At 61.2% G+C, this 26,114-nt stretch carries 35 protein-coding genes; 11 read left to right on the top strand and 24 right to left on the bottom strand.

Annotated elements, in window-relative coordinates; genetic code table 11:
• Positions 1-14 precede the first annotated feature (14 nt).
• Positions 15-275 carry a hypothetical protein gene (locus HDG32_RS36020; RefSeq protein ID WP_221307864.1) on the top strand — a complete coding sequence of 87 codons (261 nt, stop codon included), beginning with the start codon at positions 15-17 and terminating at the stop codon, positions 273-275.
• Positions 276-277: 2 nt separating this feature from the next.
• Here the strand turns inward: HDG32_RS36020 and HDG32_RS25845 are convergent, their stop codons facing one another.
• The 8 genes from HDG32_RS25845 to HDG32_RS25880 all read right to left on the bottom strand — a co-directional run bounded on the left by HDG32_RS25845 (position 278) and on the right by HDG32_RS25880 (position 5,137).
• Positions 278-832 carry a glycoside hydrolase family 108 protein gene (locus tag HDG32_RS25845; protein WP_184071785.1) on the bottom strand — a complete coding sequence of 185 codons (555 nt, stop codon included), beginning with the start codon at positions 830-832 and terminating at the stop codon, positions 278-280.
• 42 nt (positions 833-874) lie between these two features.
• Positions 875-1,285, bottom strand: coding sequence for a phage holin family protein (locus HDG32_RS25850; RefSeq protein WP_184071787.1), 411 nt, complete (start codon positions 1,283-1,285; stop codon positions 875-877).
• Positions 1,273-1,713: a hypothetical protein gene (locus HDG32_RS25855; RefSeq protein ID WP_184071789.1), complete on the bottom strand. Its 441-nt coding sequence runs from the start codon at positions 1,711-1,713 to the stop codon at positions 1,273-1,275. Before HDG32_RS25855 ends, HDG32_RS25850 begins: the two co-directional genes overlap by 13 nt.
• A gap of 7 nt (positions 1,714-1,720) precedes the next feature.
• A complete protein-coding gene (locus HDG32_RS25860; protein ID WP_184071791.1) occupies positions 1,721-1,927 on the bottom strand; it encodes a tail protein X in 207 nt (68 codons plus the stop codon).
• A 1-nt stretch (position 1,928) separates the two neighbouring features.
• Complete coding sequence (locus tag HDG32_RS25865) at positions 1,929-2,426, bottom strand: head completion/stabilization protein (RefSeq protein WP_184071793.1); 498 nt, start codon at positions 2,424-2,426, stop codon at positions 1,929-1,931.
• Between the two features lie 102 nt (positions 2,427-2,528).
• The gene (gpM, locus tag HDG32_RS25870; protein ID WP_184071795.1) at positions 2,529-3,194 is read right to left on the bottom strand and encodes a phage terminase small subunit; all 666 of its coding nucleotides are present in this window, start codon (positions 3,192-3,194) and stop codon (positions 2,529-2,531) included.
• An 8-nt stretch (positions 3,195-3,202) separates the two neighbouring features.
• Positions 3,203-4,231, bottom strand: coding sequence for a phage major capsid protein, P2 family (locus tag HDG32_RS25875; RefSeq protein WP_184071797.1), 1,029 nt, complete (start codon positions 4,229-4,231; stop codon positions 3,203-3,205).
• A gap of 60 nt (positions 4,232-4,291) precedes the next feature.
• The gene (locus HDG32_RS25880; RefSeq protein ID WP_184071799.1) at positions 4,292-5,137 is read right to left on the bottom strand and encodes a GPO family capsid scaffolding protein; all 846 of its coding nucleotides are present in this window, start codon (positions 5,135-5,137) and stop codon (positions 4,292-4,294) included.
• Positions 5,138-5,324: 187 nt separating this feature from the next.
• Between HDG32_RS25880 and HDG32_RS25885 the strand changes: the two genes are divergently transcribed.
• The 5 genes from HDG32_RS25885 (at position 5,325) to HDG32_RS25905 (ending at position 10,147) form a co-directional block, all read left to right on the top strand.
• Positions 5,325-7,133: a terminase large subunit domain-containing protein gene (locus tag HDG32_RS25885; protein ID WP_184071803.1), complete on the top strand. Its 1,809-nt coding sequence runs from the start codon at positions 5,325-5,327 to the stop codon at positions 7,131-7,133.
• A complete protein-coding gene (locus HDG32_RS25890) occupies positions 7,133-8,194 on the top strand; it encodes a phage portal protein (protein WP_184071805.1) in 1,062 nt (353 codons plus the stop codon). Before HDG32_RS25885 ends, HDG32_RS25890 begins: the two co-directional genes overlap by 1 nt.
• A 412-nt stretch (positions 8,195-8,606) precedes the next feature.
• Positions 8,607-8,867, top strand: a complete 261-nt coding sequence (locus tag HDG32_RS25895; RefSeq protein ID WP_184071807.1) for a type II toxin-antitoxin system HicA family toxin — start codon at positions 8,607-8,609, stop codon at positions 8,865-8,867.
• Positions 8,860-9,219: a type II toxin-antitoxin system HicB family antitoxin gene (locus HDG32_RS25900; protein ID WP_184071810.1), complete on the top strand. Its 360-nt coding sequence runs from the start codon at positions 8,860-8,862 to the stop codon at positions 9,217-9,219. Before HDG32_RS25895 ends, HDG32_RS25900 begins: the two co-directional genes overlap by 8 nt.
• A 139-nt stretch (positions 9,220-9,358) precedes the next feature.
• Positions 9,359-10,147, top strand: a complete 789-nt coding sequence (locus HDG32_RS25905) for a hypothetical protein (protein ID WP_184071812.1) — start codon at positions 9,359-9,361, stop codon at positions 10,145-10,147.
• Positions 10,148-10,298: 151 nt separating this feature from the next.
• Here HDG32_RS25905 and HDG32_RS25910 read toward each other — a convergent pair whose 3' ends face one another.
• The 13 genes from HDG32_RS25910 to HDG32_RS25970 all read right to left on the bottom strand — a co-directional run bounded on the left by HDG32_RS25910 (position 10,299) and on the right by HDG32_RS25970 (position 18,504).
• Positions 10,299-11,291, bottom strand: coding sequence for a hypothetical protein (locus tag HDG32_RS25910; protein ID WP_184071814.1), 993 nt, complete (start codon positions 11,289-11,291; stop codon positions 10,299-10,301).
• A complete protein-coding gene (locus HDG32_RS25915) occupies positions 11,281-11,583 on the bottom strand; it encodes an ogr/Delta-like zinc finger family protein (RefSeq protein WP_311540367.1) in 303 nt (100 codons plus the stop codon). The genes HDG32_RS25910 and HDG32_RS25915 overlap by 11 nt, the downstream gene beginning before the upstream one ends.
• Complete coding sequence (locus HDG32_RS25920) at positions 11,552-11,809, bottom strand: ogr/Delta-like zinc finger family protein (protein ID WP_260336593.1); 258 nt, start codon at positions 11,807-11,809, stop codon at positions 11,552-11,554. The genes HDG32_RS25915 and HDG32_RS25920 overlap by 32 nt, the downstream gene beginning before the upstream one ends.
• Entirely contained in the window at positions 11,790-13,799 is a 2,010-nt protein-coding gene (locus HDG32_RS25925; RefSeq protein ID WP_311540368.1) for a replication endonuclease, read from the bottom strand. Before HDG32_RS25925 ends, HDG32_RS25920 begins: the two co-directional genes overlap by 20 nt.
• 7 nt (positions 13,800-13,806) lie before the next feature.
• On the bottom strand, positions 13,807-14,523 hold the full coding sequence (locus HDG32_RS25930) for a hypothetical protein (RefSeq protein WP_184071818.1): 717 nt from the start codon (positions 14,521-14,523) through the stop codon (positions 13,807-13,809).
• 26 nt (positions 14,524-14,549) lie between these two features.
• Complete coding sequence (locus HDG32_RS25935; RefSeq protein WP_184071820.1) at positions 14,550-15,410, bottom strand: hypothetical protein; 861 nt, start codon at positions 15,408-15,410, stop codon at positions 14,550-14,552.
• Positions 15,400-16,173 carry a DNA methyltransferase gene (locus tag HDG32_RS25940; RefSeq protein ID WP_221307865.1) on the bottom strand — a complete coding sequence of 258 codons (774 nt, stop codon included), beginning with the start codon at positions 16,171-16,173 and terminating at the stop codon, positions 15,400-15,402. Before HDG32_RS25940 ends, HDG32_RS25935 begins: the two co-directional genes overlap by 11 nt.
• Positions 16,174-16,216: 43 nt before the next feature.
• Complete coding sequence (locus HDG32_RS25945) at positions 16,217-16,360, bottom strand: hypothetical protein (RefSeq protein WP_184071822.1); 144 nt, start codon at positions 16,358-16,360, stop codon at positions 16,217-16,219.
• A 19-nt stretch (positions 16,361-16,379) separates the two neighbouring features.
• Positions 16,380-16,589: a hypothetical protein gene (locus tag HDG32_RS25950; protein WP_184071824.1), complete on the bottom strand. Its 210-nt coding sequence runs from the start codon at positions 16,587-16,589 to the stop codon at positions 16,380-16,382.
• A gap of 1 nt (position 16,590) precedes the next feature.
• Positions 16,591-17,514, bottom strand: a complete 924-nt coding sequence (locus HDG32_RS25955; protein ID WP_184071826.1) for a DNA adenine methylase — start codon at positions 17,512-17,514, stop codon at positions 16,591-16,593.
• Between the two features lie 208 nt (positions 17,515-17,722).
• Positions 17,723-17,866 (bottom strand): hypothetical protein, encoded by a 144-nt coding sequence (locus tag HDG32_RS25960; protein WP_184071996.1) that lies wholly within the window; start codon positions 17,864-17,866, stop codon positions 17,723-17,725.
• A 138-nt stretch (positions 17,867-18,004) separates the two neighbouring features.
• Positions 18,005-18,361, bottom strand: a complete 357-nt coding sequence (locus HDG32_RS25965) for a hypothetical protein (protein ID WP_184071828.1) — start codon at positions 18,359-18,361, stop codon at positions 18,005-18,007.
• A gap of 2 nt (positions 18,362-18,363) precedes the next feature.
• The gene (locus HDG32_RS25970) at positions 18,364-18,504 is read right to left on the bottom strand and encodes a hypothetical protein (RefSeq protein WP_184071830.1); all 141 of its coding nucleotides are present in this window, start codon (positions 18,502-18,504) and stop codon (positions 18,364-18,366) included.
• Between the two features lie 430 nt (positions 18,505-18,934).
• On the opposite strand from HDG32_RS25970, the gene HDG32_RS25975 reads away from it, so the two are divergent.
• From HDG32_RS25975 to HDG32_RS25995, 5 genes are all read left to right on the top strand, one after another.
• Positions 18,935-19,249: a helix-turn-helix domain-containing protein gene (locus HDG32_RS25975; protein WP_184071832.1), complete on the top strand. Its 315-nt coding sequence runs from the start codon at positions 18,935-18,937 to the stop codon at positions 19,247-19,249.
• 62 nt (positions 19,250-19,311) lie between these two features.
• Positions 19,312-19,647: a helix-turn-helix domain-containing protein gene (locus HDG32_RS25980; RefSeq protein WP_311540369.1), complete on the top strand. Its 336-nt coding sequence runs from the start codon at positions 19,312-19,314 to the stop codon at positions 19,645-19,647.
• A 128-nt stretch (positions 19,648-19,775) separates the two neighbouring features.
• A complete protein-coding gene (locus tag HDG32_RS25985) occupies positions 19,776-20,060 on the top strand; it encodes a type II toxin-antitoxin system Phd/YefM family antitoxin (protein ID WP_184071834.1) in 285 nt (94 codons plus the stop codon).
• Positions 20,060-20,398, top strand: coding sequence for a type II toxin-antitoxin system RelE/ParE family toxin (locus HDG32_RS25990; protein WP_184071836.1), 339 nt, complete (start codon positions 20,060-20,062; stop codon positions 20,396-20,398). The genes HDG32_RS25985 and HDG32_RS25990 overlap by 1 nt, the downstream gene beginning before the upstream one ends.
• A gap of 177 nt (positions 20,399-20,575) precedes the next feature.
• A complete protein-coding gene (locus HDG32_RS25995; protein ID WP_184071838.1) occupies positions 20,576-21,526 on the top strand; it encodes an oxidoreductase in 951 nt (316 codons plus the stop codon).
• A gap of 227 nt (positions 21,527-21,753) precedes the next feature.
• Here HDG32_RS25995 and hydA read toward each other — a convergent pair whose 3' ends face one another.
• The 3 genes from hydA to preA are packed head-to-tail and all read right to left on the bottom strand — an operon-like array spanning position 21,754 to position 26,090.
• Positions 21,754-23,211: a dihydropyrimidinase gene (hydA, locus tag HDG32_RS26000; RefSeq protein WP_184071840.1), complete on the bottom strand. Its 1,458-nt coding sequence runs from the start codon at positions 23,209-23,211 to the stop codon at positions 21,754-21,756.
• Between the two features lie 42 nt (positions 23,212-23,253).
• The gene (locus HDG32_RS26005) at positions 23,254-24,756 is read right to left on the bottom strand and encodes an NCS1 family nucleobase:cation symporter-1 (RefSeq protein ID WP_184071842.1); all 1,503 of its coding nucleotides are present in this window, start codon (positions 24,754-24,756) and stop codon (positions 23,254-23,256) included.
• Between the two features lie 53 nt (positions 24,757-24,809).
• Positions 24,810-26,090, bottom strand: coding sequence for an NAD-dependent dihydropyrimidine dehydrogenase subunit PreA (preA, locus tag HDG32_RS26010; protein ID WP_184071844.1), 1,281 nt, complete (start codon positions 26,088-26,090; stop codon positions 24,810-24,812).
• Between the last annotated feature and the right edge of the window lie 24 nt (positions 26,091-26,114).

Raw genomic sequence — 26,114 nt, forward strand, 5'->3', positions numbered from 1 at the left:
CTCCGGTAGTCTTCGTGCAGGCGCGCGAGCTCGTTTTCGACTTTCGAGCGCGACGCCTCGAGCTGCTTTTGCTGTGCGTCGCGTTCCGCGGCGTTGCGCTTCAAATCTTCGATCACCTGATCGCGATTTGTTACCTGCTGTCGCGCGTCGTCGCGCGACTGTTTCGCATCGCGTTCGGCCTGTTGGGCTATTTGCACGTCGGCCTGCAGGCCGCGCACGTAATGGACGCCGCCGAGCAGAGCGAGCACGGCCGCCAGAATGACCCCGATCTTTAGCGTCATTGCGCAACCCCGAAAGCGCGGTTCAACTGCCAGCCGTATTCGAACGTTTCTTGACTGGCATCTTTTTCCGCGATTTCGAGATAGCGCACGGACTGTTGCGCCGCGACCATGTTGAACAGCACGCGCTTTCCGTCCTGGCCGCGCTGCGCATAGAACGCCTTCAGCGCGGCGAGCGTCATCGGTCCGATACCGCCGTCGACCGAAATGTCGGGATAGCTTCGCCCCTGCTGATTCAGCACGTTCAACGCGCGTTGCACAAATCGCACGCCCGTCGCCGGCCCCATGTTCACGCCAAGATCAAACAGCTTTTCGGCGAGCGCCGCGTCGATCGCGTCGACCTGATCGAACCGCGGTTGAATCCAGTATCGTTGGCGGTAAATGTTGATCGCGACAGCGCGCGGCATTTGCGACATGGCGCCGCTGTACCCATACGCGCGGGCAGTCGCGACCGTGATCCCCCAAATCGTTTCGCCGCCACGGTCCGCGCTATTGTTGACGTATCCGCCTTCGCGCGGAATCAACGCTTCGATATGCGTGTCAGGTGCCACCATTGTCGTTTCCCGTAAGTGTCTGTTTCCGGTCGTTCGGCCGTCTTACTTCGGCGTGTTTGCGCTGCGGTCGACGGCCTGCATGAACCGGTCGAGATAGCGACTCAGCACACGCGAACCGCCATAGCCTGCGATCAGGATCGCGCCCGCTTCGAGAATCGCGTCCGACTTGAAGTACTCGAGCGCCAGAAACGTAGCGATGCCCGCAACAAGCGACGTCACCATGTCGCGTAAGATTTCGAGCCACACACTGCGATGTTGTGCCGTGCCTTCTGCGAGTTTCTGCAGCGTGCTAGCCAAGCCGCCAATCAGCGCGAGAAAGGCGCATATCAGTGCGGCCGACATGGACAGGCTCGATACTTCGTCAGCTAGCGCTGAGCCGAGCGCCCATGCGGAAAACGGCCACACCAGCGCGATCCATAGCCACGTCCACTGATAGCGCCTCAGATTTCGCACTTTGCCCCCCGGTGTCGCTTTTCGTGTTGATCAATGAAGGCCATGAGCAACGCGGCAACCGCCACACCGAGCCAGGGCGCACACGAGCCGAGCGAGTCGCCCGTTAGCCGCGCCAGCACGAAAGGCGGGATCACGTAGCAGGCGGCCGCAGCCACGTACACATGACGTCTGTGCACGTCGAGCCATCGCCACCTGTAGCGGCGCGGAACCATGTTCATCAGCACGTCGAGAACCAGCACCGCCGCGAGCCCCATCATGACGAACGCGATCAGCGCGCCGACGACGTTGTCGACGTACAGCATCATTTCAATTGCCGAATACGGCATCATAAAGCCGCCGACAACCACCCACACCGCAAGCGCCGCGATCGCGGCGCGCAACACAACATCAGTCATCAGCCTCCTCCAGAATTCGGGGTCGCCGCGCATATGAACCTCAGTCAAATAACTGCACGAGTTGCGCCGTTCCCGTAACGCCTGTCGGGTCCGGCATGCTCACGGGGAATCCGGCCGGCAGAAAAACCCCGTGCGCCGCCAGACCCGGATTCGCTTCCAGTACAGCCTCGACTACGCCATCCGTGCGGCCGTAGATACGCCAGCACATTGCGTCGATCGTTTCGCCCTGCAGCGCCCTTACATTCATCTCAGATCAGCTCCGCAGTCAGCCGCGGCCGGCGCATGATGTCACTGACCGCCCAATAGGCGTCGCGTCGTGCGGCATCGGGTGAGATCGCGAGCGCATCGACGCGCCGCTCGCCATCCTTCGACGTGTCGTAACCGCGATACCGCTCGACCAGCAGCGCGAGCGCCCAGCCGTAGACCGCACGCCGGTAACGGGCGATCTGAACGTTTTCGCCGCCAATGGTCGTCGCGCGCGTGGCGGCCAGATTGGCCGCGCCCTGCGCTTCCTGTTTCTCGCGCCAGTCGGTCAGCACTTCGACCGTATGAAACACGCCCTCGAGCACCGCCTCGCGTAGCCGTGCGTCGGTCACCGTGCCGTCGAGACGAAGCACGGCGCGCGCGTCGCGCAGCTCGATATCGGGATACCATTCATCGCCGTCGACGACCGGGTTGACCGGTGGATCGTCTGGCGCTGGCGCAGTCGCCGCCGGTATGGGCGCGGTCGAAACAAATCCGCTCACAGGTTCTCCATATGACCACAGAGTGGGCGGTGGACGCGCACCAACAGGCCGGACACAATGCCGGCGCGTGGTGCGCGTGCCGCCCTGTCGCGGGGGACACGGTTAGGCGTCGGCGGCCTTTTCAGACCCGCCAGACGCGGAAATAGACGCTTCGAGACGCGCGATATCGCGCTTGACGCCGATCTTGTCGTTTAGTGCGAGTGCCCGGCGCAGCGCTTCGGCCGCGACGACCGGATGATCGACGCCGACCGCGAGCCCGTACGCCTTGTACAGTTTCGCCCTCACCTGATCGACCATGTCGTGATCGTCCGTTAGCGCGATCACGCGCTCGAGCAGTGTCGCGGGCACGTCCGGCGTTTCCGCGATACTTTCGGCGATCACCTCCGCGAGCGATCGCTCGAACGGGGCGGGCATCGTTAGGCCGTGCCGGATCGCGTATTCCGCGATGTTGAGCGCGTCATAAATAGCCCCGACGTCGACGAGCCACACCATCAGCGTAAGCAGTACGTCGTCCTGTCCGCCCGCGTCGCGTGCGACAACTTCGGTCACGTATGGCCCATAATCCGGCAGCACTTCGCGTTTGATCTCGATCTTTCTGGCAATCGATTTCGTCGCCTTCAAACGCTGCTGATCGGTCGCGAGCTTCGCGCGCATCAGATCCTGCGCGCGCGCCTGAAGGCGCGGCGCACTCCCCGCGGGTTGCCCGGCATCGCCGCGCGCGGCCGCGATCTTCTTCAGATGCCGGGAAATTGGCGTGTCCCGAGTCATGTCGGTCCTTATTCTTCGGCCGGCGCTTCCGCCAGCGCAGCAGCAGCGCCCGCGAATTCGACGTTATCGATCAGACAGCCTGCCTCATAGTCCTCGACCACGTATGCGTCGTTACTGGAGTTGAAAAACTCGTAACGGTCGCGCTTGGGGTTGTCGATGAGGGTCGACCGGCGGCCGCCGATCTGCCAGTAGAGCGACAGGTTTTTGAGCAGCGTGATAAAGAGCTTGCCGCGCGGCATGAACGGCACACGCATTGCCTTGATACCGCCCATGCGCTGCTGACTGACGATCGTCGCGGCCGCGAGCTGGTCGACCGGTCGGTTGTCGTCATTGAGCACGACGAAATAGCGATCGAGCAGCGTTTCCCGGCCGCACAGGACGACGAGTTCGGGATTGTCCGCGTGCCACGGCGCGATCAGCGAATTGACCGCTTCATGCACGAGCGCATCCGGGTTTTTGTAGTCGCCGCCCGGTCCGATGACGATAGCGTCACTCATGACCTGCGCGGGCGCCTGAGTGCGGAACTTCTCGAGCCAGCCGACGTTCACGTCCTCGAGATTCGGGTTTTGCTCCCGGTCTGATGTCGCCGCGCGCGACGTACCGTTCAACCCGATGCGGATGCGGTCGAGACCAGTCTGAACAACCTGCATCTGACGCACCATCGTCTGGAAATTCGGCATATGCGCCCATGCGTCGAGCTTCGAGTAGTTCAGCGCCGTGTCGAAGTTCGTTTGCGTGCACATGTACGCATTCGGGTCCATGTCCGTCGGGTCGAACGGTTCGCGCTCTTTCGCGCTTGTGTCGGTCGTGCTCGCAATGGTCGATCCCACGAGGAGCCCGAGCTTTTCACCCTGCTGGGCCGTTACGCCGATCACGTTGATCGCCCCCAGAAACGCAGTTGATTCCTGGATGCGCTTCTCCAACGTCTGCTGCACGCTGGGCGCGACGTTGAATTGCTGGCTTGCGGTCGGCACGCCGTTAAGCTGCGCGATACGGCTCGAATATGCCTCGATCGCGGCGCGGGTTTGCGGTGTCATCTGATTGTTCCTTTCGACTGTTCGTGTTGCGCGTTGTGTGGTTCCGTGGTGCCTCGCCGATCAGCAATCCGTAAGATCGCCGCCGTTGCCGCCGGTCGAAAGTGGCCGCGACTGGCTGAACTGTGTGTTTTCGAGCCGCGTCATCAGGTCGGAGAATTTCTGATTAAGCCCGGCCACTTCGGTGCGCAACGAGCTGTTCTGCTGTTCGGCCTGCATGGCGAGCGCCGCCATGAACATCTGCGCACCGGCTGCATCCGGTGCAGACGTCTGCTGACCGGTGGCGCCGCCGTTGCCTGGTAGCGCGGCCTGTGCCGCCGGCGTTGCCGGCGGCATCTCCTGTCGCGCACTGGCGCCGAGGTTTTTCGTGAAAAATTCCAGAAGCCGCGAAAAGCCGTCCTTTTCCGCGGGCGCGTCACGCTCGCCGAAATCGGTGTCGATTTCAGCTGCGGCCGCGAACACGTTTTCCGGCCGCACCTTGCGCGAGCGGAACATATCGGGGTGCTGCTGCGCGAATGTGAGCACTTCCGTTCCAAGACTCGCCGGGCTATCGGTTACGCCAAGACCCACCAGATACGCCTTTCCACTGTTCGCGAAATTCGGATCAATCTCGATACTCGAGTAGATTTTCTGGCGGCTTTTGGTTATCGCCTTCAGATCGTCGGTCGGGTCGATCTGCGCGAACAGCGCGAGCTTTCCGCCTTCGACGGTTTCGGCTTTCAAGCCGCGGACGTCGCCATAGGCTCGAAACGGGCCATCCGGGACCATGCCGCGCATGTGTTCGCAAAACACACGCGCGCCGTACTTCGCCGGATCGTAGCCGTCGGCCATTTCCTGAATCTGCGCGCGCGAGATTTCGCGGCCGTCCGTCGTCGCGCCTTCCGTCGCGACCCGTTTGAACTTCAACATGATTTGCGTTTCTCCCTGTCCTGTTCGTTGCGTCTGGCGAGTGTCTTGAGTGTTCACGACGTTTCATTTCGTTGCCTGTTGCATCGTGCGCGAGCACTTCTGCGGCTTCAATGTGCGGCGATTCTCGTGCGACTGTGTACAGATTCCCGCAGCGCGCCCGCGCTCACGCGCGCGATACGCTCGACGTATGAGCACCTTTAACCCCTTTGCCGATTTCCCGGCGACCGATGACCCCGCTGTTTCCAACGTCGTCAATCTGGCCGTGCGCCGCGTCGCGCGCGATCTGTTCTGGTCCGGCTGGAAAATCACCGCCATCGCCGATTACATCGGCGAAAAGCGCTCGACCGTCGAAACATGGAAGCAGCGCGAGCGCTGGGGCGAGGCAGACGCAACCGACCGGATCGACGCCGCGCTCGAACAGCGCATGCGCGTTCTGATCGCGAAGGAGAACAAGGACGGCAAGGATTTCAAGGAAATCGATTTGCTTGGCCGTGAGGTTGAACGGTTTCACCGCATCCGCGCGCGAGCGGCGCGGGCCAATGGCGAGAGCGCCGGCGAATCGGCGGGCAGCGCCGGCCGTGACACGACGCGCGCGGCCGGGCGCAAATCGCGGCGCAACGCGATATCCGAAGAACAGTCGCAAAAACTGATTTCCGCCGTCAGGGACTCCCTGATCGGTCATCAGCACGTGTGGTATGCGAACCGTGCTATGCGTCGCCGCAACATTCTGAAATCGCGGCAGATCGGAGCGACGTTCTATTTCGCGCACGAAGCGCTCGCGCGTGCATTGGAGACCGGCTACAACCAGATTTTCCTGTCCGCGAGCCGCGCGCAAGCGCACGTGTTTCGCGCGTATATCCAGAAATTCGCATGGCAAGCGGCCGAGGTTGAACTGACCGGCGATCCGATCATTCTTCCGAATGGCGCGTCGCTCATTTTCCTGGGCACGAGTTCGCGCACCGCGCAGAGCTACAACGGCGACCTTTATTTCGACGAGTATTTCTGGGTCAGCAATTTCGCAACGCTGAACAAGGTCGCCCAGGGCATGGCGACGCACAAGCATTTGCGAATGACGCACTTTTCAACGGGGTCGACGACGACGCATGAGGCGTATTCGTTCTGGACCGGCGCGCACTACAACAAAGGCCGCGCCGAAAAGGATCGCGTTGAAATCGACGTCTCGCACACGTCGCTCGCGCGCGGCCTGATCTGCCCCGATGGTCAGTGGCGCCACATGGTGACTGTAGAAGATGCCGTCGCCGCGGGCTTCGACAAACTCGACGTCGACGAGCTGCGCCAGCACAACAGCCCCGCCGACTTCGCCAACCTGTATATGTGCGATTTCGTCGACGACACGGCATCGGTTTTCCCGTTCGACGCGATGAAAGCGTGCTTCGCCGACTCCTGGGTCGAGTGGGACGACGTGAAGCCGCTGGAAGCCCGCCCTTACGGTCTGCGGCCGGTATGGGTCGGATACGATCCGGCACTAACCGGTGACGCAGCGGGTTGCGTCGTCATCGCACCACCGTCGAAACCCAACGGGGAATTCCGGGTGTTGGAGCGCCACCGCTGGCACGGCATGGATTTCGAAGCGCAAGCCGAGAGCATTCGCACGATCACGCAGCAATACAACGTGACGGACATTACGATCGACGCAACCGGCATCGGTCACGGGGTCTATCAGCTCGTGCGACAGTTCTTTCCGCGCACGCGCGCGCTCCAGTATTCGCCCGAAGTCAAAACGCGCCTGATCCTCAAAGGCCTGTCCGTGATCGGGAAAGGCCGCCTCAAGTTCGACGCCAGCATGACGGATCTGGTCCAGTCGTTCATGTCGATTCGCCGCTCGATGACGGCGAGCGGCACGCGCCTCACCTATACCGCCCCGCGCAGCGAAGACACGGGCCACGCGGACCTCGCGTGGGCCTGTCTCCATGCGCTCGACAATGAACCGCTCGAAGGCGCACAGCGCGCCCGTAGCACCGTGGAGTTCTTCTAATGTCCCATTCGCTCACCACCATCAGCGCCGCCAGCGAAATCGTTGCACGCGATCCGCTATCGTCGCTTACGTCGTTCACGTTTGGCGACGCCGTAACCGCGCTCGAAAGCGCGGACATTTTCAATTACCGCGAGTTGTGGACGATCAACGACTATTTCGAGCCGCCCATTAGCCGCGTCGGACTCGCGAAATCCCTTCGCGCCGGCACGCACCATGCATCCGCGCTGTATTTCAAACGCAACGTATTGGCGTCGACGTTCGTCGAGCACAGGAAATTTTCGCGCGACGCGTTCCGGCGCCTTGCGCTCGACTTTCTGGTTTTTGGCGATTGCTACCTCGAGCGGGAAACGAACGCATTTGGCGGCGCCGTCAACTATCGCCCCACGCTCGCAAAGGACACGCGCCGTAAAACAGACTTCGAAACGTTTGTGCAGCTCGACGGCTGGCAGATCGCGCACGAGTTCCCGGCCGGTTCCGTTTTTCAGCTTATGGAACCGGACGTCAATCAGGAAGTGTATGGAATGCCCGAATACATCGCTTCCCTGCAGGCGGCCTGGCTGAACGAGTCGGCGACGCTGTTCCGCCGCCGCTACTATGCAAACGGGTCGCATGCCGGGTTCATCCTGTACCTGAACGATCCTTCCGTCGACCCCAACGACGTCGACGAAATTCGCAAGCAACTGCGCGAATCGAAGAACCTGGGGAATTTCCGAAATCTGTTTATCCATTCGACCGGCCGCGATGGCCGCGGCGAGAAAGGCGCCCTCGAGCTGATTCCGATTTCCGAAGTCGCCGCGCGCGACGAATTTTTCAACATCAAGAATGTGACGCGCGACGACAGCCTCGCCGCGCACCGCGTGCCGCCGCAGCTTATCGGCATCGTGCCGAGCAATACGGGCGGCTTCGGCGCCGCGGACACCGCCGCGCGCGTCTTCGGCCGCAATGAAATCGTGCCGCTTCAACAGCAGTTTGAGCGGATCAACGATTGGGCCGGCGAAAAAATCGTCCAGTTTGGAGATTATGTCGTCCCACCCGAGACCAGCGCCGCGGCGGCCCGGTAGGCTGAAAACCGTCGATTTTCGACCCCGCGTCTAGCCCTGCCCTTGCTGCGTCTAGGCGCGTCTAGCAGCAGGCATCCAAAATCGGCGCCCTTGCCGGCTGGGCGGGTTCGACAGACCGAGTGAGGGTGCGTCTAGAAACGCCAGATTTTTTGATCGCAGGCGCGGAGGGTGACTGCGATTTCGCGGGCGGGATCGACGCCGGCCCCGGAATACCTACCGGCCTGCAATACCCGTCCCGCCGCGCAGACGGACCGCAAAGCGGCTCACGAGGATGCGCACGCACCGGGGGGACTGCTGAACCGGTAGCCGCTCCCTGACCCGCCAGACACGTCCGGTCTGCCGTCGCTTCAAATGGCAATGTGGTATCACTTTTTGATAGCATAGTGATACCATTTTGTGATACCATCTAGAAATGAAAACGAAACACGGCCGCACATTGACCGCGATCTTTACGAAGCCGACGTTGGGCGGGATCGTGTTTGCTGATATCGAGTCGCTTGTCGTCGCTCTGGGCGGCAGCATTCACGAAGGCGCGGGGTCGCGCATCGCCTTCGAGCTGAACGGGAAACGCCGCTACCTTCACCGCCCGCATCCAGGCAAGGAAGCAAAGCGGTATCAGGTGGAAGAATTGCGCGACTGGTTTATCGAAATGAGGATCAAGAGCCATGACTAACGCCATGACCTATAAGGGATATTTCGCCCGCGTTGAATTCGACGGGCGCGACAGTATTTTCGTCGGCCACGTGCTCGGCGTGGACGACAGAATCAGCTTTCACGGCGAGACCGTCGACGAACTGACGCGGGACTTTCATGCGGCCGTCGATCACTATCTCGACGACTGCGCTCGAGCTGGCCGCGCGCCGCAAAAGCCGGCGTCAGGAAAATTCATGCTGCGCATCGACCCGGAGACGCACGCCCGCATCGCTATCGCGGCCGCGATGGCCGACGAAAGCGTTAATCAATGGTCAGAGCACGTATTAGAGCGCGCGGCGCGCGAAGCGCTTGACAACGGCGCGCACGCATGACATGAAAAAAGCCCGCAGAATGCGGGCTTTTTAGCGTACACGCCCGCCGCTCCCCCGATTGTCGGCCAATCGACTTGTATGCATTAACGACCACGCGCAGAATTGCCTGAGACATTCTTCGCCACGCCGGGGCTGCCAGATGAAAACGTACACACCCGTCGGAAGGTGCATTTACTGCGGGTCCAAAGAAAGGCTGAGCAAAGAACACATCATTCCGGCGGGGCTGCGCGGCGATATGATCTTGCCACGGTCAAGCTGCGAGAAATGCGCCGGGATTACAAGTAGCTATGAAGGACACATTCAGCGTGGAATCTGGGCGCTCTTTCGTCGGAACAAAGGTATCGGCTCCGGACGGCACAAAGAGACCGACTTTTCGGCGCTGTCTATCCAAGCGGTTCGCGCGGGTGTTAGCAGCAAATTGACGGGTGTGGAAGCCGGGTTGCCGAGTTCATTCATATCGCTTTCGCTTCCATTGCCGACGTTGATCTCTGCAGTGCCGGTTGGTGATACTTGGCCTGCGATGGCTTGCAATCTGCATCACTTCGAGGACGAGCGCGAAATGCCGAAACCTTCGTTCGAACAAGTTACGATCAGATACGGCTTATCTCCCAAGTATTTTTGCGCCTTATTCGCGAAAATTGCTTATAGTTTCGCTGTCGCCGAATGCGGCGTCGATGGCTTCATTCCGCTCGTACAGCCTTTGTGTTTGCTTAAAGAGCGAGAAGCTTGGCAATATGTCGGTCGAGAGTGGACGACCTTAATGTGGCCGTCTGAGTTGGACGGCGCCATGCACAAACTTCAAATCAGGAACGAGTCCGGATTTGTGATTGTCACCGTGCAGCTCTTTGCGCCATTCAACTTTCCTCCCTATGCGGTAGTCGTTGGCCGATCATTAGTGTACGGGTCTCGCAATTGGCCTGAAACATGAGCAAGAACTACCAAGCCGACGGGTGTTACCGCATCGGGACAGTTCATCAGAAGCGCTTCGTTATGGTGGGCAATCTGCTGCTTTGTCTATGTATCGAAATGCGTCCGCCGAGCGACCCACGGTTAGGTCCATGCCGATAATCTCCGCGCACCTAAGCCGGAATCGAACCAACGAGTTCCCGGCGCAACGCGATCGCACGCGCTTGCGAACAGCGCAGATGCCGTCTGATCTCGGCGACAGTCGGCCGCACGTGCCCGACTTTGACGTCGTGTGCGAGTCGCGCGGCTTCGTCCACGTCGCGCGCCGGTGGCCGCGGTGTTACCGGCTCACGCGCCGCGGTTCGAATAGCGAGTGGCGCCGCTTCGCCCGACTTGCGACGGGCGGCCACCTTCGCGCGACTGACTGCGACTTGCGATACTGCCGGTCGCGTCGCCGGCCGCGATGCGACCGTCCACAACAGACACGCGACCCCCTCCAGCATGGCGGCAAGCATGAGCCCGATCAACAGATCGACCCGCGCAACAGGCGCGGCGAAAAGGCCCGACAGTCGCGACGTGACAGGATCAGCGCGCAACGCGACGCGTTGCACGGCGGCCGCGTCCGCGTCGGCTCGATCCCGCCGCAGTTCGTCAGCCTCGGCGTCAAGCGCATCGCGTTGAGCTGCGAGCGTCGCGCGCCGCGCCTCGAGCGCTGGGCATGCCCGAGCGCAGCGTTGCACCAGCGCTTCGCCGAGCTGGCGAACCACGGCTACACGATCCAGCATCACGGCCGGCAGTGTGCGAGCGGTGGCCGGCGAGTCGACAGCCGTCGACCGCGCGCGCAGCTCGCCGGCGTGCTGCTGCGCTAGCAGAAAGAAACTGGCGTGTCCGTAGCCAGCGCTCGCGAGGCATGCGATCCACAGCACGAAGGCAACGGCGCGAACAGGTCGGCTCGCGCCGCGCACTAGCGCCGGCAACAGGTGTGCGCTGATCACCAGCACAGCGCCGAGCGCAATCCAGATTCCGCGCTCCGCACTCGTGCCGCCGCGTTGCCAGCCACTGAGCACCGACAGCGCAAGCGCGGTTCCGGTTGCGGCGGCCGCCAGCCCCATGCACGCCCATCGCGCAACATCGCCCGCCGCGCCTTCTTCGATTTCAACCGTCATTGTCCCCATTCCCCCGCGGCGAGTCGCCGACCTGCACTGATTCGGCGAGCGGCAGATCATCAAAGAGTTGCAGCGTGTCGCGCCGCGCCACCTTCTGAACCGGCGCCGCCGGCTGCATCGTTAATTCGGTGCGGTATGTGTGGCCGCACGTCACGCGGTCGCACTGAAAATCCACCGTCCAGCACAAAGCGGACGTTTGCAGCATCGCGCGGGCAATACCGCGCGCGCCGCAACATGGACAAGGCATCGTCCACCGCATTTCAGCCCCGAGCCTGTTTGGCGGTGCGCGCATTGATCGATCCGCCAAGCGGCCGGGCGGGCAGCAACGCCAGATCGTCGCGCATATAGCGCGGTGCCGGCGGCGAAAGCGAGTGCAACACCTCGAGCGTTGCCGGCGCGCGAAAACCGCACGACGGACACCAGAAGTACAGGCGACGCAACGTGTCCGACATTCTTTCGGAATGGCGGGCCTCGAGCGCGTCGTCGCACGCCGGGCACTTAATCGACATATCGTTCATGCGATTTCCTTCGGTTGTGTTGCGGTTCGACCGTCCGCGCCGCTCGATCGGCGCGATCGTAGTCGTCGAGCCACTCTGTTATGTCGGGATCTGGCTCTCGATCGCGATCAGCGCCGGCCGCGAAAGGAGGTGCATGCGTACAGTTATTGACACGAGTCCAAGGGCGCACTGCGTGCGCCAAACCCACCCCTAGATTCAGGCGCTGCGCGGTCGAGTGGCGCGCGAGATCGAGTGCGAGATCAGTCGGCTTCCGGCGTTCAATCGTCCACGTATGGCGCGACGTAAAAACAACCATGCTTCGCAGCTTTGGCAACTCGACAATGCCGTCGCGTTCAAGACGGATTTCGCGAGCTTCCAACCCCTTCACCACGTCGCCGACCGGCTCGCCATAGCGACCGATCCGCGAGTCGAATTCGCGATACACGCGCACGGGGCGATCGTCTCGCGCGCAATGGATGCCACCATTCGCACGGACGTAGTCGGCCCACGATGCGGGCGAAACCTCCGATTCATCGTCGCCGCGCTGAATCCGGTTCACCGCTTCATACATTTCGTCGAGTACCTTTGGCGCGCCTTCAGGAACCTTGTCCAGGCGTCGCGCCTCGCGCCACGTCGTGACAGGCGGTCCGCCTACCTGCTGAAACTGACGAATGCGCCACGTCGACGCCCACGCTTCGACGCGCAACGCTGTTTCGATGCCCGGATTGCCCGCCAAATCTGCCTCGATGCCATGACCGTCGATGTTCTTCGCGACGTACTTCGAGATATAGCCGGCCGCCGTGCCGCGCTGCCAGTCGATCGGCTTGAAGTCGACGCGATGATTTTTCGCGCCGCGCTCGTCGGGTGAGTCATTGAGCGCGTAGCGGCGCACCCACGCGCACAAACGCGGCAACAGCGCGCAACGTTCGTCAGTCGCGAACACGTCCTTTACGCGGCCGCGTTGGCCCGGCTTACGCTCGCCGGGACGACGCCTTGAAAGATATGGCGGGAAAAAAACGAGCAGATGCCAATGCGGCGTGCCGTCGTGGTTCGGCTCCGCGATTCGGAACCCGTACCACTGCACGTTGTGACGCTTCAGGAACGAGCGCAGCCGTGCGAACGTTTTCACCAGATACCGTTGCGCGTCACGCGGTAACGTGCCGTCGTATCGCGAATTTTGGCGCACCTGATTGCGGGTCTGCACGATCCGCCCTTTGGAAATGCGAATTCTTTTGCCTTTCGTGAATCGGTGCATGCGCGACGGGCACGTGAGCGTCAGAAACAGCCCGACATGACCGTTTTCCCGAGCGATATCCTCGAAGCCCTTGATGCGGGTCATGAGTTCGCCGCGCTTGATCGGCGGACAGGAGACGGACTTGTCGTGCAGCTCAGACAGTGGAAAGCTGTCGCCGTCCTCGTTCGTTGCGATCGTGTTTTCGAGCATCCGGCGATTGCGTTTCTTCTGCTGACCGCGTCGGGCCAGCGATTCGTTTGATACGTAGATATCACCTTGTGCGTTCACGTAGTCGAGCTGGATGGCAGCGGCTTCGACGAACTGTGCGTGCATCTTGCGCAACTGTTCGCGCCACCACTTTGCATCCGTCATGCGAAGAATCGCCGGCTGATCTCTTATGCCAATAATTTCGCCCGTTCGCCTCGATACACGTTCTGGCGCTGGCGGCTCGCAATGGAATCGGCGCACAACGCGTTCGAGCGCTGCGCGACGTTCCTTGATTTCCCCGTAGACCGATGCGAGTACGAGACATTCTGCTGCGCGATCTTCTGCGCACGCGCAGATATGCTCATCGCGCGCTTTCAATGGAAGTCGAATCGCCTTAAGGTTTTCAGTGATGTTGAGCAAAAACAGATTTGCAACGCGTCGCGCATCGATGTTGCGCTCCGCGTACCGCTCGCGCCATTGCCTCTCGATACGTGTGCGCCAGCGCGGCGGCAATCCCTGTAGTCGCTCTTTCGCCCACTGGTCATCTGGCGACATACGACGGTATGGCATATCGCGGTTACTCTCTGAACGAATAGACGGCGAACAGCGCGTCGATTTCGTCGCCAAGATCGACGTCAGGAGAGCAGCAACGCAATACCTCCGCCGGCACGCTGGCGCGGATGCGTTGAAGCGTCTGCCAGACGTCGCGAGGCATCATCGCTGCGACCGTCAATACCTCTTCTTCCGGCATGAACATCGATTGCTTTGCATTCAATGCGCCGCTGCTCATCGCCTCGGCGAACGCTTCGCGCTGCTTATCCGGCATGGCTAGCACTAACTCGAAAGCCCCCCAACCTGAGGCGCCTGCGGCCGCGGCAAGCGCCTCTTTAACTTGCAACGAACGCGCGTAACGAGTTGCCCTGCGCCACGCAGCCAACGCGACGCCGCGCCATCCATGGCCGCCGCCGGCACGATGAATATCCGGCCATGCTTCTTCGAATCCGGGTTCTGTCGCCGCCAGGCTGTACGCTTTGCGGTCGTCAGGTTGATCGTCACCATTCAGATAGAACGCGATTTCTAGCCGGCCATCTTCGCGCGCGCGGGCGAGTGCTACGCTAGTCCTGTCGACTCCCGAACTCCAATCCATGCCGAATAGATGCGGGAGCGATTCGCTGCCCGAACAGGCCGCGAGAGCTGCGCGGATCAGTCGCTCACATTCCGAACGACGAAGCGGCGGGAAAATGCCCTTCATTTCCACCATCGCGGCGTCAACGGCATCAGTTAGCGTTTTCATTTCTATCCTCGTGCTCGGTTAGGCCGTTAATCACCACACATGCAATCGATCAGCGCCTCGTCCGATTGCGATTCAGTGAAGTCGAAGGGGATTTGTTTGGCGTAAAATTGCGCCTCGCGCAGCAGCTCTGAGTAGCACGGGCGATCGTTGCGGAAGGTCGCTCCAGCCGGGCGCGATTCTTCATTGATCCACCAGACAGCGCGTTGCGGCTCTGTGACAAACGCACGCACGATCTTGTGCCGCGCCTTAAGAAAGCAGCCGTCGCAGTTTCCTAAATCGCCCTCTGAGTCGAGCGCGAGATTAAACGGTTGAGCACGCCAGAACGCGAGCACGTCAGCTTTTCTGACATTCGTCCGCGCGAGCGGCAGATCCGGAACACCACCATTGTTGTCCCGGCCCGGTGCGCCAAGTCGCGCTACGCGGCGCGGCTCGTCCGCGCGAATTCCCATCACGTTGTCCCATTCGTCGTAACCCTGCGCCAACATGAACTCGCGACCAGCCTTTACCTTAAGGTTCGCCGTGCAGGTACGCATGACTGGGTTCGGCAGAATGCCGAGCGCGTCATTCAGGCGCGAGAACGGCTCGCCATCGCGGCTAGCCGTCTCAAAGTCGACGATCCGAACATCGCACCGCGATCGGCTTCCGGCTTTGAAGCCGTCCCACTCAATCCAGCTGATCGGCACGTGCCAACGGATCGAGCATTCCTGGATGAATTCAAGCGTTTCCTCGCGCTCTTTGCCCGTGTTCTGAAATGCCACGATGCAGTCATCAGGTAGGCCACCGTTGGCTTCCAATATCTGGTGCAGCATGTAGCCCGAAGTGCGGCCGCCACTGAAACAGATTTGCGCCGGACCTTCGATCAGGTAGGGATTGCGGCTATCGCTCATTTAGATCGTCCGCGGAATCGTCCACGAGCCGGACCCGCTCGTCGAACAGACTGTTTTGCGCGTCGTCGATTCGCCGGCATGCAACGTCGAACGCATGCGCGTCGAGCTCAATGCCGAAAAACTCGCGCTTCGATTGAACAACGGCGACCCCGGTTGTTCCGCTTCCCATAAATGCGTCAAGCACGCGACCACCGGGCGGCGCAATGTTCAGTAGATCAGCCATCAAGCCGAGCGGCTTTTGCGTCACGTGTTCACGCTGCATCGGGCTCGCGTACTCATAGAATCCCGATAGCGCACGGACACCACGATCCAGCCGCATCGGGCCGGCACTCCCCCATACGACGTACTCGCATTGAGCACCGAAGCGACCGAGCTGCGGCCTGTACGACGTTTTTACCCACGGGACGATGCCGCGCCAAATCCAGCCGCCGGCCTGCAGGTAGTCGGTCGAAACCGGCAACTGCCGCCAGTCCGAAAACACACAGACAACCGCGCCAACCTTGCACGCGCGCAGCGCAGCGCTAGACCATAGGGCGGACCAGAAATGGAAGGCTCTTTGATCCCGGTTGTCGCCGCTGAAACTCGGCAACGTCCTAGTGCTAAGGTATTTTGTTTGCGCGTCGCCCATGCGATCGCCACGAAACGCACCGCCCGAGCTGTAGGGCGGATCTGTCAAAACGGCATCCATTCCTGAAAGTTCCGGCAGCACTTCGAGCGCATCGCCGCAATACAGGGTTGCCCTCCCGATCTGTACACGCATCATGATTCGCGCTCCCCGTTGACTTTGATTCCGCCTGCGTTATGCGTTAGGTGCGATGGTCAATTTGCCCAGCCTTCGGTTGCGCCTGATCATCGCCAGAGTTGACGCTGCACCACGCAATGACAGCGATAACGGTAATCAGCCAAATAGCCCACAGCGGCATTACCTTTTTGTCCTTCTTCCGTCTCATGCTGCTTTCTCCCGATTGCTCAAAAGAGGTAACGGCGCGCCGATATTTCGCGCAGCAACGGGCGAAGCACCTGCATCGCGTCGGCTTCTGCGCGATCCGATTCCGCGGTTCGCGGTGGGATAGACAGGTCGGGCAACGCTCGCAGCGCGCCGGCGCCTACGCCCAACTCGCCTAAATCCTCGATCAGCATTTCCCGCGGCGTCGGTGTGATGTAGGCAGGCGTGCTCATGTCACGTCCGCCCGGCCGCTTCCACAAAGAGCGGCAATTCGACGTCATCGATTGATGATTCGACGTGGCCCGGTTCGATTCCCGCAGCAGCGCATGCGGCCGGCGAAATCCAGATCGTTTCGTCTCGAGAAACCGTGCCCCGCTGACCGTTGGCACGCGCTTTGCAAGAAACTCGAGCCCAACCGATCAACGCACGGTCGTACAACGTCGATGCATAGCCGCTCACGATTGCCATGCCGCGCAGATTCGCGAGCATCGCAAGCAGGTCCGCGTGCTGTAGCGGCGTCATTTCTTGCCGGTAGTCGCGGCACATTCCGCGCACGCGGTAAGATCGAGTGTCGGGTAGGTATGGCGGATCGAGATAGAACAGCGTGCCTGGCGCGTCGTGTTGCGCGATCAATTCGACTGCTGGCCTGTTTTCGATCATGACACCTTGAAGGCGATCGCCGATTGCTGTAATCCGGCGCGGATAGCGCGACCACTGCCCCGCGCCGTCCGCCTTCATGTCGGCCGCGAAGCCGGTCGAATCGCGCAACAGCCGCGCCGCGCCCGTTGCCCCGAAACCCATTTGCGCGCGCACGCAAAGACGGCGAGCGCGCTCGATAGGATCGTCTGTGGCGGCCCACGCCGCGTCGAATTCGGCACGCGCGTACGGGGTCAACGCGAGCGCTTCCACGAGCTGCGCGCGCTGCACGCGATCGCGAACGACGCGAAACAGATTGACGATTTCGCCGTCCATATCGTTGTAAATCTCGCCCTTGCTGCGCGGCTTCTGCAGCAGCACGCTAGCGGCGCCGCCGAACGGCTCGACATAAACTTCGTGCGGCGGCATGTGCGAAAGCACCCACGCGGCGAGGCGGAACTTTCCGCCAAAGTACGATATGAGCGGCGCAGTAATCGCGGCCGCTGGCGTGGCCTTGTTCATGTTTTCGTTGTCCGGCTTCTTCGACAGCAGTCTCGCGCGACCATCAGCGCTTCTGCGCGCGACAATCCGAGTTCGACATAGCGGCCGCGCTTCAAATGCTCGTACCAGTGAAGCTCGCGGCCGCTGAATTCGAAATAGCCGCCGCGCGCTTCTGGCGAGTTCTGAAACGGGCCGCATTCAACGATGCCCGGCTCGATTTCACGACTGGTCACAACGTCCCCCTTATAAAAGGCAGCACGTCGACGCGGCGCAGCACGGCGCCTAGCGTTTCGAACTCGTCGCGCGCGCGGCGTCGCAGCATTTGCTCGGCGTTGCTCGCGCGCACCATGCGTTGAATTGCACGCGTCTCCATTTCTTGGAAATCAGCAGTCCTATTGATATTCATTGTTCAACCCCTTGATTCAATGCATTTCACGTTTGGTTTACGATGCGCGTCGACTAGCTATATCGACGGTTGACGATTTGTGAGAGAAAACCCGCTGAGTTCGGGCTATGGCGCGCGGATAGACGGCCGATCCGTGGTCGGCGCCATGCAGGCAGCTTTTGCGAGCGCCACGGCCCGCTGGCACATCGCCCGCTCAATGGCCGACTTCAGGTAACCGCCGGCGATAGCGATGCGGACCCGCTCCGATGCGCAGAGCACGGCGCCGGCGCGCGTCGCGCCCCAGCCCGTCATCAGTCCCGACGCAGTGTGCGTCACGATCCACCTATGATTGTGTTCGCGAGGAAGCCAACCGTTACAGTGGACGCCGAATGTAAGCCCTAGATCGTTCTCGATTTCGACGGCTTCGCCCAGGATCATGACCGGCCCACCTTCGTACATGATTTCGTAGCGAATCGGTTTCATGATCACCACTCCCCGGCCATGCCGTTCAGAAGGTGCAGCGCTCTACGGGCGCGATCGCAAAGCAACCCTTTTGCAGCGGTGAGAAATACCCCGTCGCGCCGCTCGAACTCGCGGATCACGTCGATTTCATAGCAGGAGTCCACGACTGCCCACCTGAAAATGTCACGCGATGAATCTGTCGGCCGGGCGCTCATACCGCCACCCCCACGCGTTGAACGATGACCACGCAAGTCCACTTCTGGACTAAACCGATCATGTGATCCATCCACGCACGAAAGTGTGGCTCGATGAGCTGGCGCGCGAGCGCCGAAGGTGTAAGTGTTTGTTGCTGAGAAAACGACATGTGCATCCCCTTATTCATCCCCTACCTTGACTTGGAAAAAACGTCGCCCGACGAGCGGATAGCAAGTCCGAACCGGCGGGGATGAGAACCGGGGTCGGGCGACGATTCGAAGGATAGACAAGGGGCATGACATAGTCAAGGACCATGACGCATCAAGGGGCATGTCTATTTCAATAGACATGACTATTGCACTATCATCAAGACCGGTTGAACTGCTGCGGGAGATGTGTATGAAAACTACAGTCGAGTGGGTCGACGACGTGAAGGCGCGGTTAGACCTTCCGTCCGACTACGCAGCCGCAAAGGCTTTGGGTGTGACGCGTTCTACCGTGAGCAAATATCGGACAGGCCAATCAGTCTTCCAAGATGCCACGGCCATTCGGGCGGCTGAGATTCTCGGGATTCATCCCTTCGAAATCATTGCCGCGACGCGTGCAGAGCGCTCGCAGGATGAACGCGCGAAAGCGATCTGGCGCAATGCACTCAGACTGTTTTCATGCGGCAATTCCGCAGATCTTTCAGCAGTTGCCGAGCACATTAGATAGCGATAGGCAGCTTGATCCCGTACCCGGCAAGCAACCGGGAGCGACTTTAAACAAGGGGATTCATGATGAATTACACCTGCGATCATTACCTCGACGCAGCTAAAACGGCACAGCGGTTACCGTCTGACTATGCCTTGGCGAAGATGTTGGGGATTCGCCCCTCCGCGATCAGCAATTACCGCATGGGTCGGTCCAATTTCGACGAGGAAACAGCTATCAAGGTGGCAAGGTTGATTGGAATTTCGCCCGCGGAAATCTTTGCCGCAATGCAAATTCAGCGGGCGAAAAGTGAGGAAGTACGGAAGGTTTGGGAGGACGTACTGGAAAAAATTTCCAAGGGTTTTCGGTGGCTGGCGCTACCCGCTAACGCTTGTGGGGTCTTCTCCCCACAGGTTTAGTGCCAGCTAAAGTTAGCCCGGACTCATTACATTATGTCAAATGTAGTTGCACATGGACGCACCGCAGATCGCCGCCGGACCGTTAATGGTTTAAATTTGGTCCTGTGTGAACCTCACCGGAGCGCTTGATGCATCTCGCCGATCATGTGAAGCCAATCAGCTACCTCAAAAGCGAAGCGGCGCAAATCGTCAAGGACCTGACTGATTCGGGAGAGCCGCTCATCATCACGCAGAACGGTGAAGCGAAGCTCGTCGTCCAGGATGTGCGAAGCTACGAATCGACGCAGCAGACCCTCGCGCTCCTGAAAATCCTGGCTATCGGCCAGAAGCACATCGAGCGCGGGGATCACGTCGATGGCGACGAGTTCTTTGCGGGGCTCAACGAGCTCGATCGTCAGGAAAAGCTCCGCTGATGGCGGCACCGCTGCTGAAATACCGCATCTTCCCGACGGCGCGGATCGGCATTGACGAACGCAGAAGCTATGGTGTCCGCACATTCGGATGGGAAATGTGGCGTCAGACATCGACGCAACTGCAGGAGACGATCACGCACATTCGCCAGTTCCCCGCTAGCGGTCATGCGCCTGCCGAGCTTGAGGGCTTTTTCGAGGACGGTTTCCGGCAAGACCTTTCCGGCAAGAACCGGATCATTTATCAGGTCCGCGACGAGACCGTTTTCGTTCATCTCGTGGTCGACGCTCGACGCGACCTGCCCTCCCTCCTTCAGAGAATCGTGCTTCGGCTGATGTAACGGCTCAGGACGGCCGCCTTGCGTTTCACACGCATTGCATGCGCGCGCTGCGCGCCCGACTCAGGAAGCCGCCGGATCCGTGCGAAACCCGAAAATGTCCAGCACATGCGGCGCGCGTGCAACGGGTATGCTAATCAGCATTCTCTCCGGCTAACGGCCTTCCCTCGACAATCGCCAATGAACCAGAACAAACAATGGAGCATCGACGACATCACGCCTCAGCACGGCAGACGCGTCATCATCACGGGGGCCAACAGCGGCATCGGCTATCACGTCGCTGCAATACTGGCTCGCACAGGCGCGGAAGTCGTACTCGCCTGCCGTGACGAACAGCGCGGCGCCGATGCCCTGTCCCGTCTGCAGAGGGAACTGCCCGCCGCCCGATTGCGGCTTGAACGACTGGATCTCGCAAGCCTTGCTTCGGTGCGCGCCTTTTGCGATCGCGAACTCGCGCAATGCCGGCCGCTCGACATCCTCATCAACAATGCGGGCGTCATGGCGCCCCGCCGACGCCTCGAAACGGTCGACGGCTTCGAATTGCAGTTCGGCACCAATGTACTCGGGCATTTCGCCCTGACGCGCCTGCTGTTGCCTGCGCTCGAGATGGCGGCAGGAGCGTCTGCCGAGCGGCCGCGCGTGGTCACGGTTGCCTCTATCGCACACAAGACCGGGCGGCTCGACTTCGACGACCTTCAGGCAACCCGTCGTTACCGTCCGATGACCGCCTATCGACAGTCGAAGCTCGCCAACCTCATGTTCGCGTTCGAACTCGATCGCCGGTTGCGCGCCGCACGATCGCGCGTGATGTCCGTTGCCGCGCATCCCGGCGTTGCCAATACGAATCTGTTCCGTGCCGACCATTTTGCCGCAAGCCCGATCGTCCGCTCTGCGCTCGGCGGACTGATCGATATCTTGTTCAACAGTGACCAGACCGGCGCGCTTTCCACGCTCTATGCCGCAACCGCAGCCGATGTCGTCGACGGCGGCTACTATGGTCCGCTCGGATTGTTCGAAACACGGGGTCGAGACGTGGGACCAGCGAACGTCGCCAGTCAGGCAAGAAACGGAACCGATGCAAGACGCCTCTGGCAGGCCTGTGAATCGCTGACTGGAACAGCGACCGGATAGCGCATGGATCGCGGAACGCGGGAAACGCTAACCGCGAGATACGGATTACTCATTCAACGATGACCGCACCCCGGCTCGCGCTTTTCTCATATCTGATCGCTCAATGGCGAACTCCGACGCAGATAAAAAACGCCGACCGGTTTGCACTCGAACTACCGGGGCGCAACGCGAATCCTGTCGCGTCGAGCCCCCGATTTCCCCTGCAGTGCCTCCACGCGTTGCCGTGTTTATTGTGGCGCGTCACCTTCGCGATGCACCGGCTGCGTCTGCTTCAGGCTCTTCGCGAGGCGCGACGCCTGCAGATAGCCGGGATTCGCGGGCCGCTTCAGATAACGCCCGGCTCCGCGCCGCGCGCGCAGGTCGCCGTCCGCCCACACGAGTTCGCCTTGTGAGACGGTGTGTGTCGGCACGCCGCGAACCGTCATCCCTTCGAACACGTTGAAGTCCACGTTCTGATGATGCGTCTTGACCGATATCGCGCGCGTGGCCTCGGGATCCCAGACGACGAGATCGGCGTCGGCACCCACGGCCACCGTGCCCTTGCGCGGGTACAGGTTGAAGATTTGCGCCGCATTGGTGGAGGTGACGCGCACAAATTCGTTCGGCGTGAGCCGGCCGGTGTTCACACCTTGATCCCACAACACCGCCATGCGATCTTCCACGCCGCCGCAACCATTCGGAATTCTCGTGAAATCATGGCGGCCCATGGCTTTCTGCGAAGCGCAGAACACGCAGTGGTCGGTTGCGGTCGTGTGCAGCAGGCCGCCCTGAAGCCCGCGCCAGAGTGCGTCGCGATGCTCCTGGGTACGGAACGGCGGACTCATCACGTGGGCGGCGGCGCGCGTCCAGTCCGGGTCGCGATAGACCGACTCATCGATCACGAGATGCCCCGCGAGCACTTCGCCGAATACGCGCTGCCCTTCGCCGCGTGCGCGCGCGATCGCCTCGAGCGCGTCTTTCGCCGAGACATGCACGATGTACACCGGCACTCCGAGCACCTGCGCGATGCGGATGGCGCGATTCGCTGCCTCGCCTTCGACTTCGGGTGGCCGTGAAAGCGGATGCGCCTCGGGCCCCGTGAAACCGCTCGCAAGCAACTGGCGTTGCAACTGGAATACGAGCTCGCCGTTTTCCGCATGCACGGTAGGCAGCGCGCCCAGTTCGAGTGAGCGCGCAAAGCTGTTCACGAGAATCTCGTCGTCGGCCATGATGGCGTTCTTGTAGGCCATGAAGTGCTTGAAGCTCGAGACGCCATGCTCGTTCACGAGGAGCCCCATGTCCCGATACACGCTTTCATCCCACCACGTCACCGCCACGTGAAAGCCATAGTCGGAAGCGGCTTTCTCTGCCCAGCCGCGCCACTCGCGAAAGGCGTCCATCAGCGGTTGCTTCGGGTTGGGGATGACGAAGTCGATGATCGATGTCGTGCCGCCCGCAAGCCCCGCCGCCGTGCCCGTGTAGAAGTCGTCGCTGGCGGTCGTGCCCATGAAGGGCAGCTCCATATGCGTGTGCGGATCGATGCCGCCAGGCATCACATATTGGCCACCGGCGTCGACCACGGTCGCGCCCGCAGGCGCGTCGAGGTTCTCGCCAACGCTCTGGATCACGCCGTTTTCGCAGAGCACGTCCGCACGCCAGCTCTTGTCTGCATTGACGACGGTGCCGCCTCGAATCAGGATCGCCATGATGCCAAGTCTCCTTCAGTTGAACATTCACGCTTGAAACGCTCACGCGCTCGCAACACGTGGGCGCCGGCTCTTGGCGAGCTTCATCATCACGCCATAGACGAGCGCCGCAATGGCGAGCCCCACGAACCACGCATAGGTGTAAATGCTTTTGAACGCATCGGGCACGGTGGCAAACGCATTCGGGAACGCGACATTGAGAAAGCCCGGCAGGTTCGGCAGCACACCTGCGATCAGCGCGATCACGGCAGCCGGATTCCAGCCGTTCGAGTAGGCGTATTCGCCGTTTTCCTCGAACAGCTGGGCCGTGTCGAGGCGTGTGCTGCGAACGAGAAAGTAGTCGACCATCAGGATGCCGGCCACAGGCCCAAGCAGCGCCGAATAACCGACGAGCCACGTGAAGATGTAGCCCTGGGTGGTGGCAAGGATCTTCCACGGCATCATCACGATGGCGATACCCGCGGTGATGAGACCGCCCGTCTTGTACGAGATGCCCTTGGGCCAGAGGCTCGAGAAGTCGTAAGCTGGTCCGACGAGATTCGCGGCGAGATTGCAGCACATCGTGTCCAGTGTGAGGATGATGAGCGCGATGCCCACACCGACGCCCTCCATGCGACTCGTGAGGTCGATCGGGTCCCAGATCGCCCTTCCGTAAATCACAACCGTTGCCGAGGTCACGACCACGGAGACTACCGAGAGCAACGCCATCGGAATGGGCAGGCCGATGGCCTGGCCCACGAACTGGTCTTTTTGCGTTTTTGCGAAACGCGTGAAGTCGGGAATGTTGAGCGCGAGCGTGGCCCAGAAGCCCACCATGGCCGTGAGGCTCGGCCAGAACGTCGCCCAGAAGAGGCCCGCCTTCTTGCCGCCGGCGGCGAACTGTGACGGTTGCGACAGCATCGAGCCCACGCCGCCTGCCTTCGAACATGCCCACCACACGAGCACTGCGCACATCACCACCTTGATGGGCGCGGACCAGCTTTCGAGCCAGCGGATCGAATCGGTGCCGTGCAGAATGAAGTACAGCTGGAACACCCAGAAGACGAGGAAGCAGCTAGCCTGTCCGATCGAAATGCCGAGCCACGGCAGTGCGTCGCCCACCAGCGCGTTGTGCGTGAGGATGTTGACGAGCGTATAGATGGCGCTGCCGCCAAGCCATGATTGAATCCCGTACCAGCCGCACGCCACGACGGCGCGCAGCATGGCTGGCAGCTTCGCGCCCTGGGTGCCGAACGACGCTCGCACGAGCACCGCATAAGGAATGCCGTACTTCGTACCCGCATGACCGATCAGCAGCATCGGCATGAGCACGATCAGATTGCCGAGCAGCACGGTTAGCACGGCCTGCCATGGCGCCATGCCCTGCTCGGTGAGGCCGGCGGCGAGCATGTAGGAGGCGATGTTCATCACCATGCCTACCCATAGTGCCGCGAAGTGATACCAGCGCCATGTGCGCTGCGCAACGCCGGTGGGCGCGAGGTCATCGTTGTATAGCTCGCTTTCGGCGCGGCGCGCATTGGCGTCGACTGCAAAGGGCTGGCTCATGACGTGGGTTCTCCGTGCTTGTCGTGGGTCCGGCTCGATCCGGCTTCGAAATGTCAGGAGGCTTTCGGGTCGGCGACACGCGCCGGGTTGTTCGGGTGCGTGGTCCAGTTCTCGTAGCGCTCGCCCGAATCGACACGCTCCATCGTGATGCATTGATCGACCGGGCAAACATGCATGCATAGATTGCACCCGACGCAGTTCGCATCGGCCACCTCGAAGTGGCGCTTGCCGTCGCGCGTGGCGGTGATCGCCTGATGCGAGGTGTCTTCGCAGGCGATATGGCAGAGCCCGCACAGGATGCAGCGGTCCTGATCGATACGCGCCTTGATGTCGAAGTTGAGGTTCAGGTATTGCCAGTCGGTGACGTTCGGCACGGCGCGGCCGCGAATCGCGTCGAGGCTGGCGTACCCTTTGTCGTCCATCCAGTTGGAAAGGCCGTCGATCATGTCGCTGACGATCCGGAAACCGTAGTGCATCGCCGCGGTGCATACTTGCACGCTGCCCGCTCCCAGCACGATGAATTCCGCGGCGTCGCGCCAGTCGGAAATGCCCCCGATGCCAGAGATGGGCAAGCCTTGCGTTTGCGGGTCGCGCGCGATCTCCGCGACCATGTGCAGTGCAACGGGCTTCGCGGCAGGACCGCAATAGCCGCCATGCGTGCCCTTGCCGTCCACGGTGGGCAGCGGCGCCATGACGTCGAGATCGACACCGACGATCGAGTTGATGGTATTGATGAGCGAGACGCCGTCCGCACCACCCTTCATCGCCGCGCGCGCGCCGTGACGAATGTCGGTGACGTTCGGCGTGAGTTTCACGAGGCAAGGCAGGCGCGTGCCGTCCTTCACCCAGCGGGTGACCATTTCGATGTACTCGGGCACCTGACCCACCGCCGCGCCCATGCCGCGCTCGCTCATGCCGTGCGGACAACCGAAGTTCAGCTCCACAGCGTCCGCGCCAGTGTCTTCCACCTGAGGCAGAATCCACTTCCAGTCGTGCTCGTTGCAAGGGACCATCAGCGAGACGATGAGCGCCCGGTCGGGCCAGTCCCGCTTCACCTGCGCGATTTCCTTCAGGTTCACGTCGAGCGGCCGGTCGGTGATGAGCTCGATATTGTTCAGACCCGCCATGCGCTGGCCGCGCCAGGTGGTGGCGCCATAGCGCGAGCTTACGTTCACCACGTGCGGGTCGAGCCCGAGCGTCTTCCAGACCACGCCGCCCCAACCCGCCTCGAAGGCGCGATTGACGTTGTAGGCCTTGTCGGTGGGCGGCGCGGAAGCGAGCCAGAACGGGTTGGGCGATTGAATGCCGGCAATCGTGCAGCGCAAGTCGGCCATGATGCGACTCCTTCGTTTTATCTG

Source organism: Paraburkholderia sp. CI2 (genome assembly GCF_014201055.1).
GTDB classification, from domain to species: domain Bacteria; phylum Pseudomonadota; class Gammaproteobacteria; order Burkholderiales; family Burkholderiaceae; genus Paraburkholderia; species Paraburkholderia tuberum.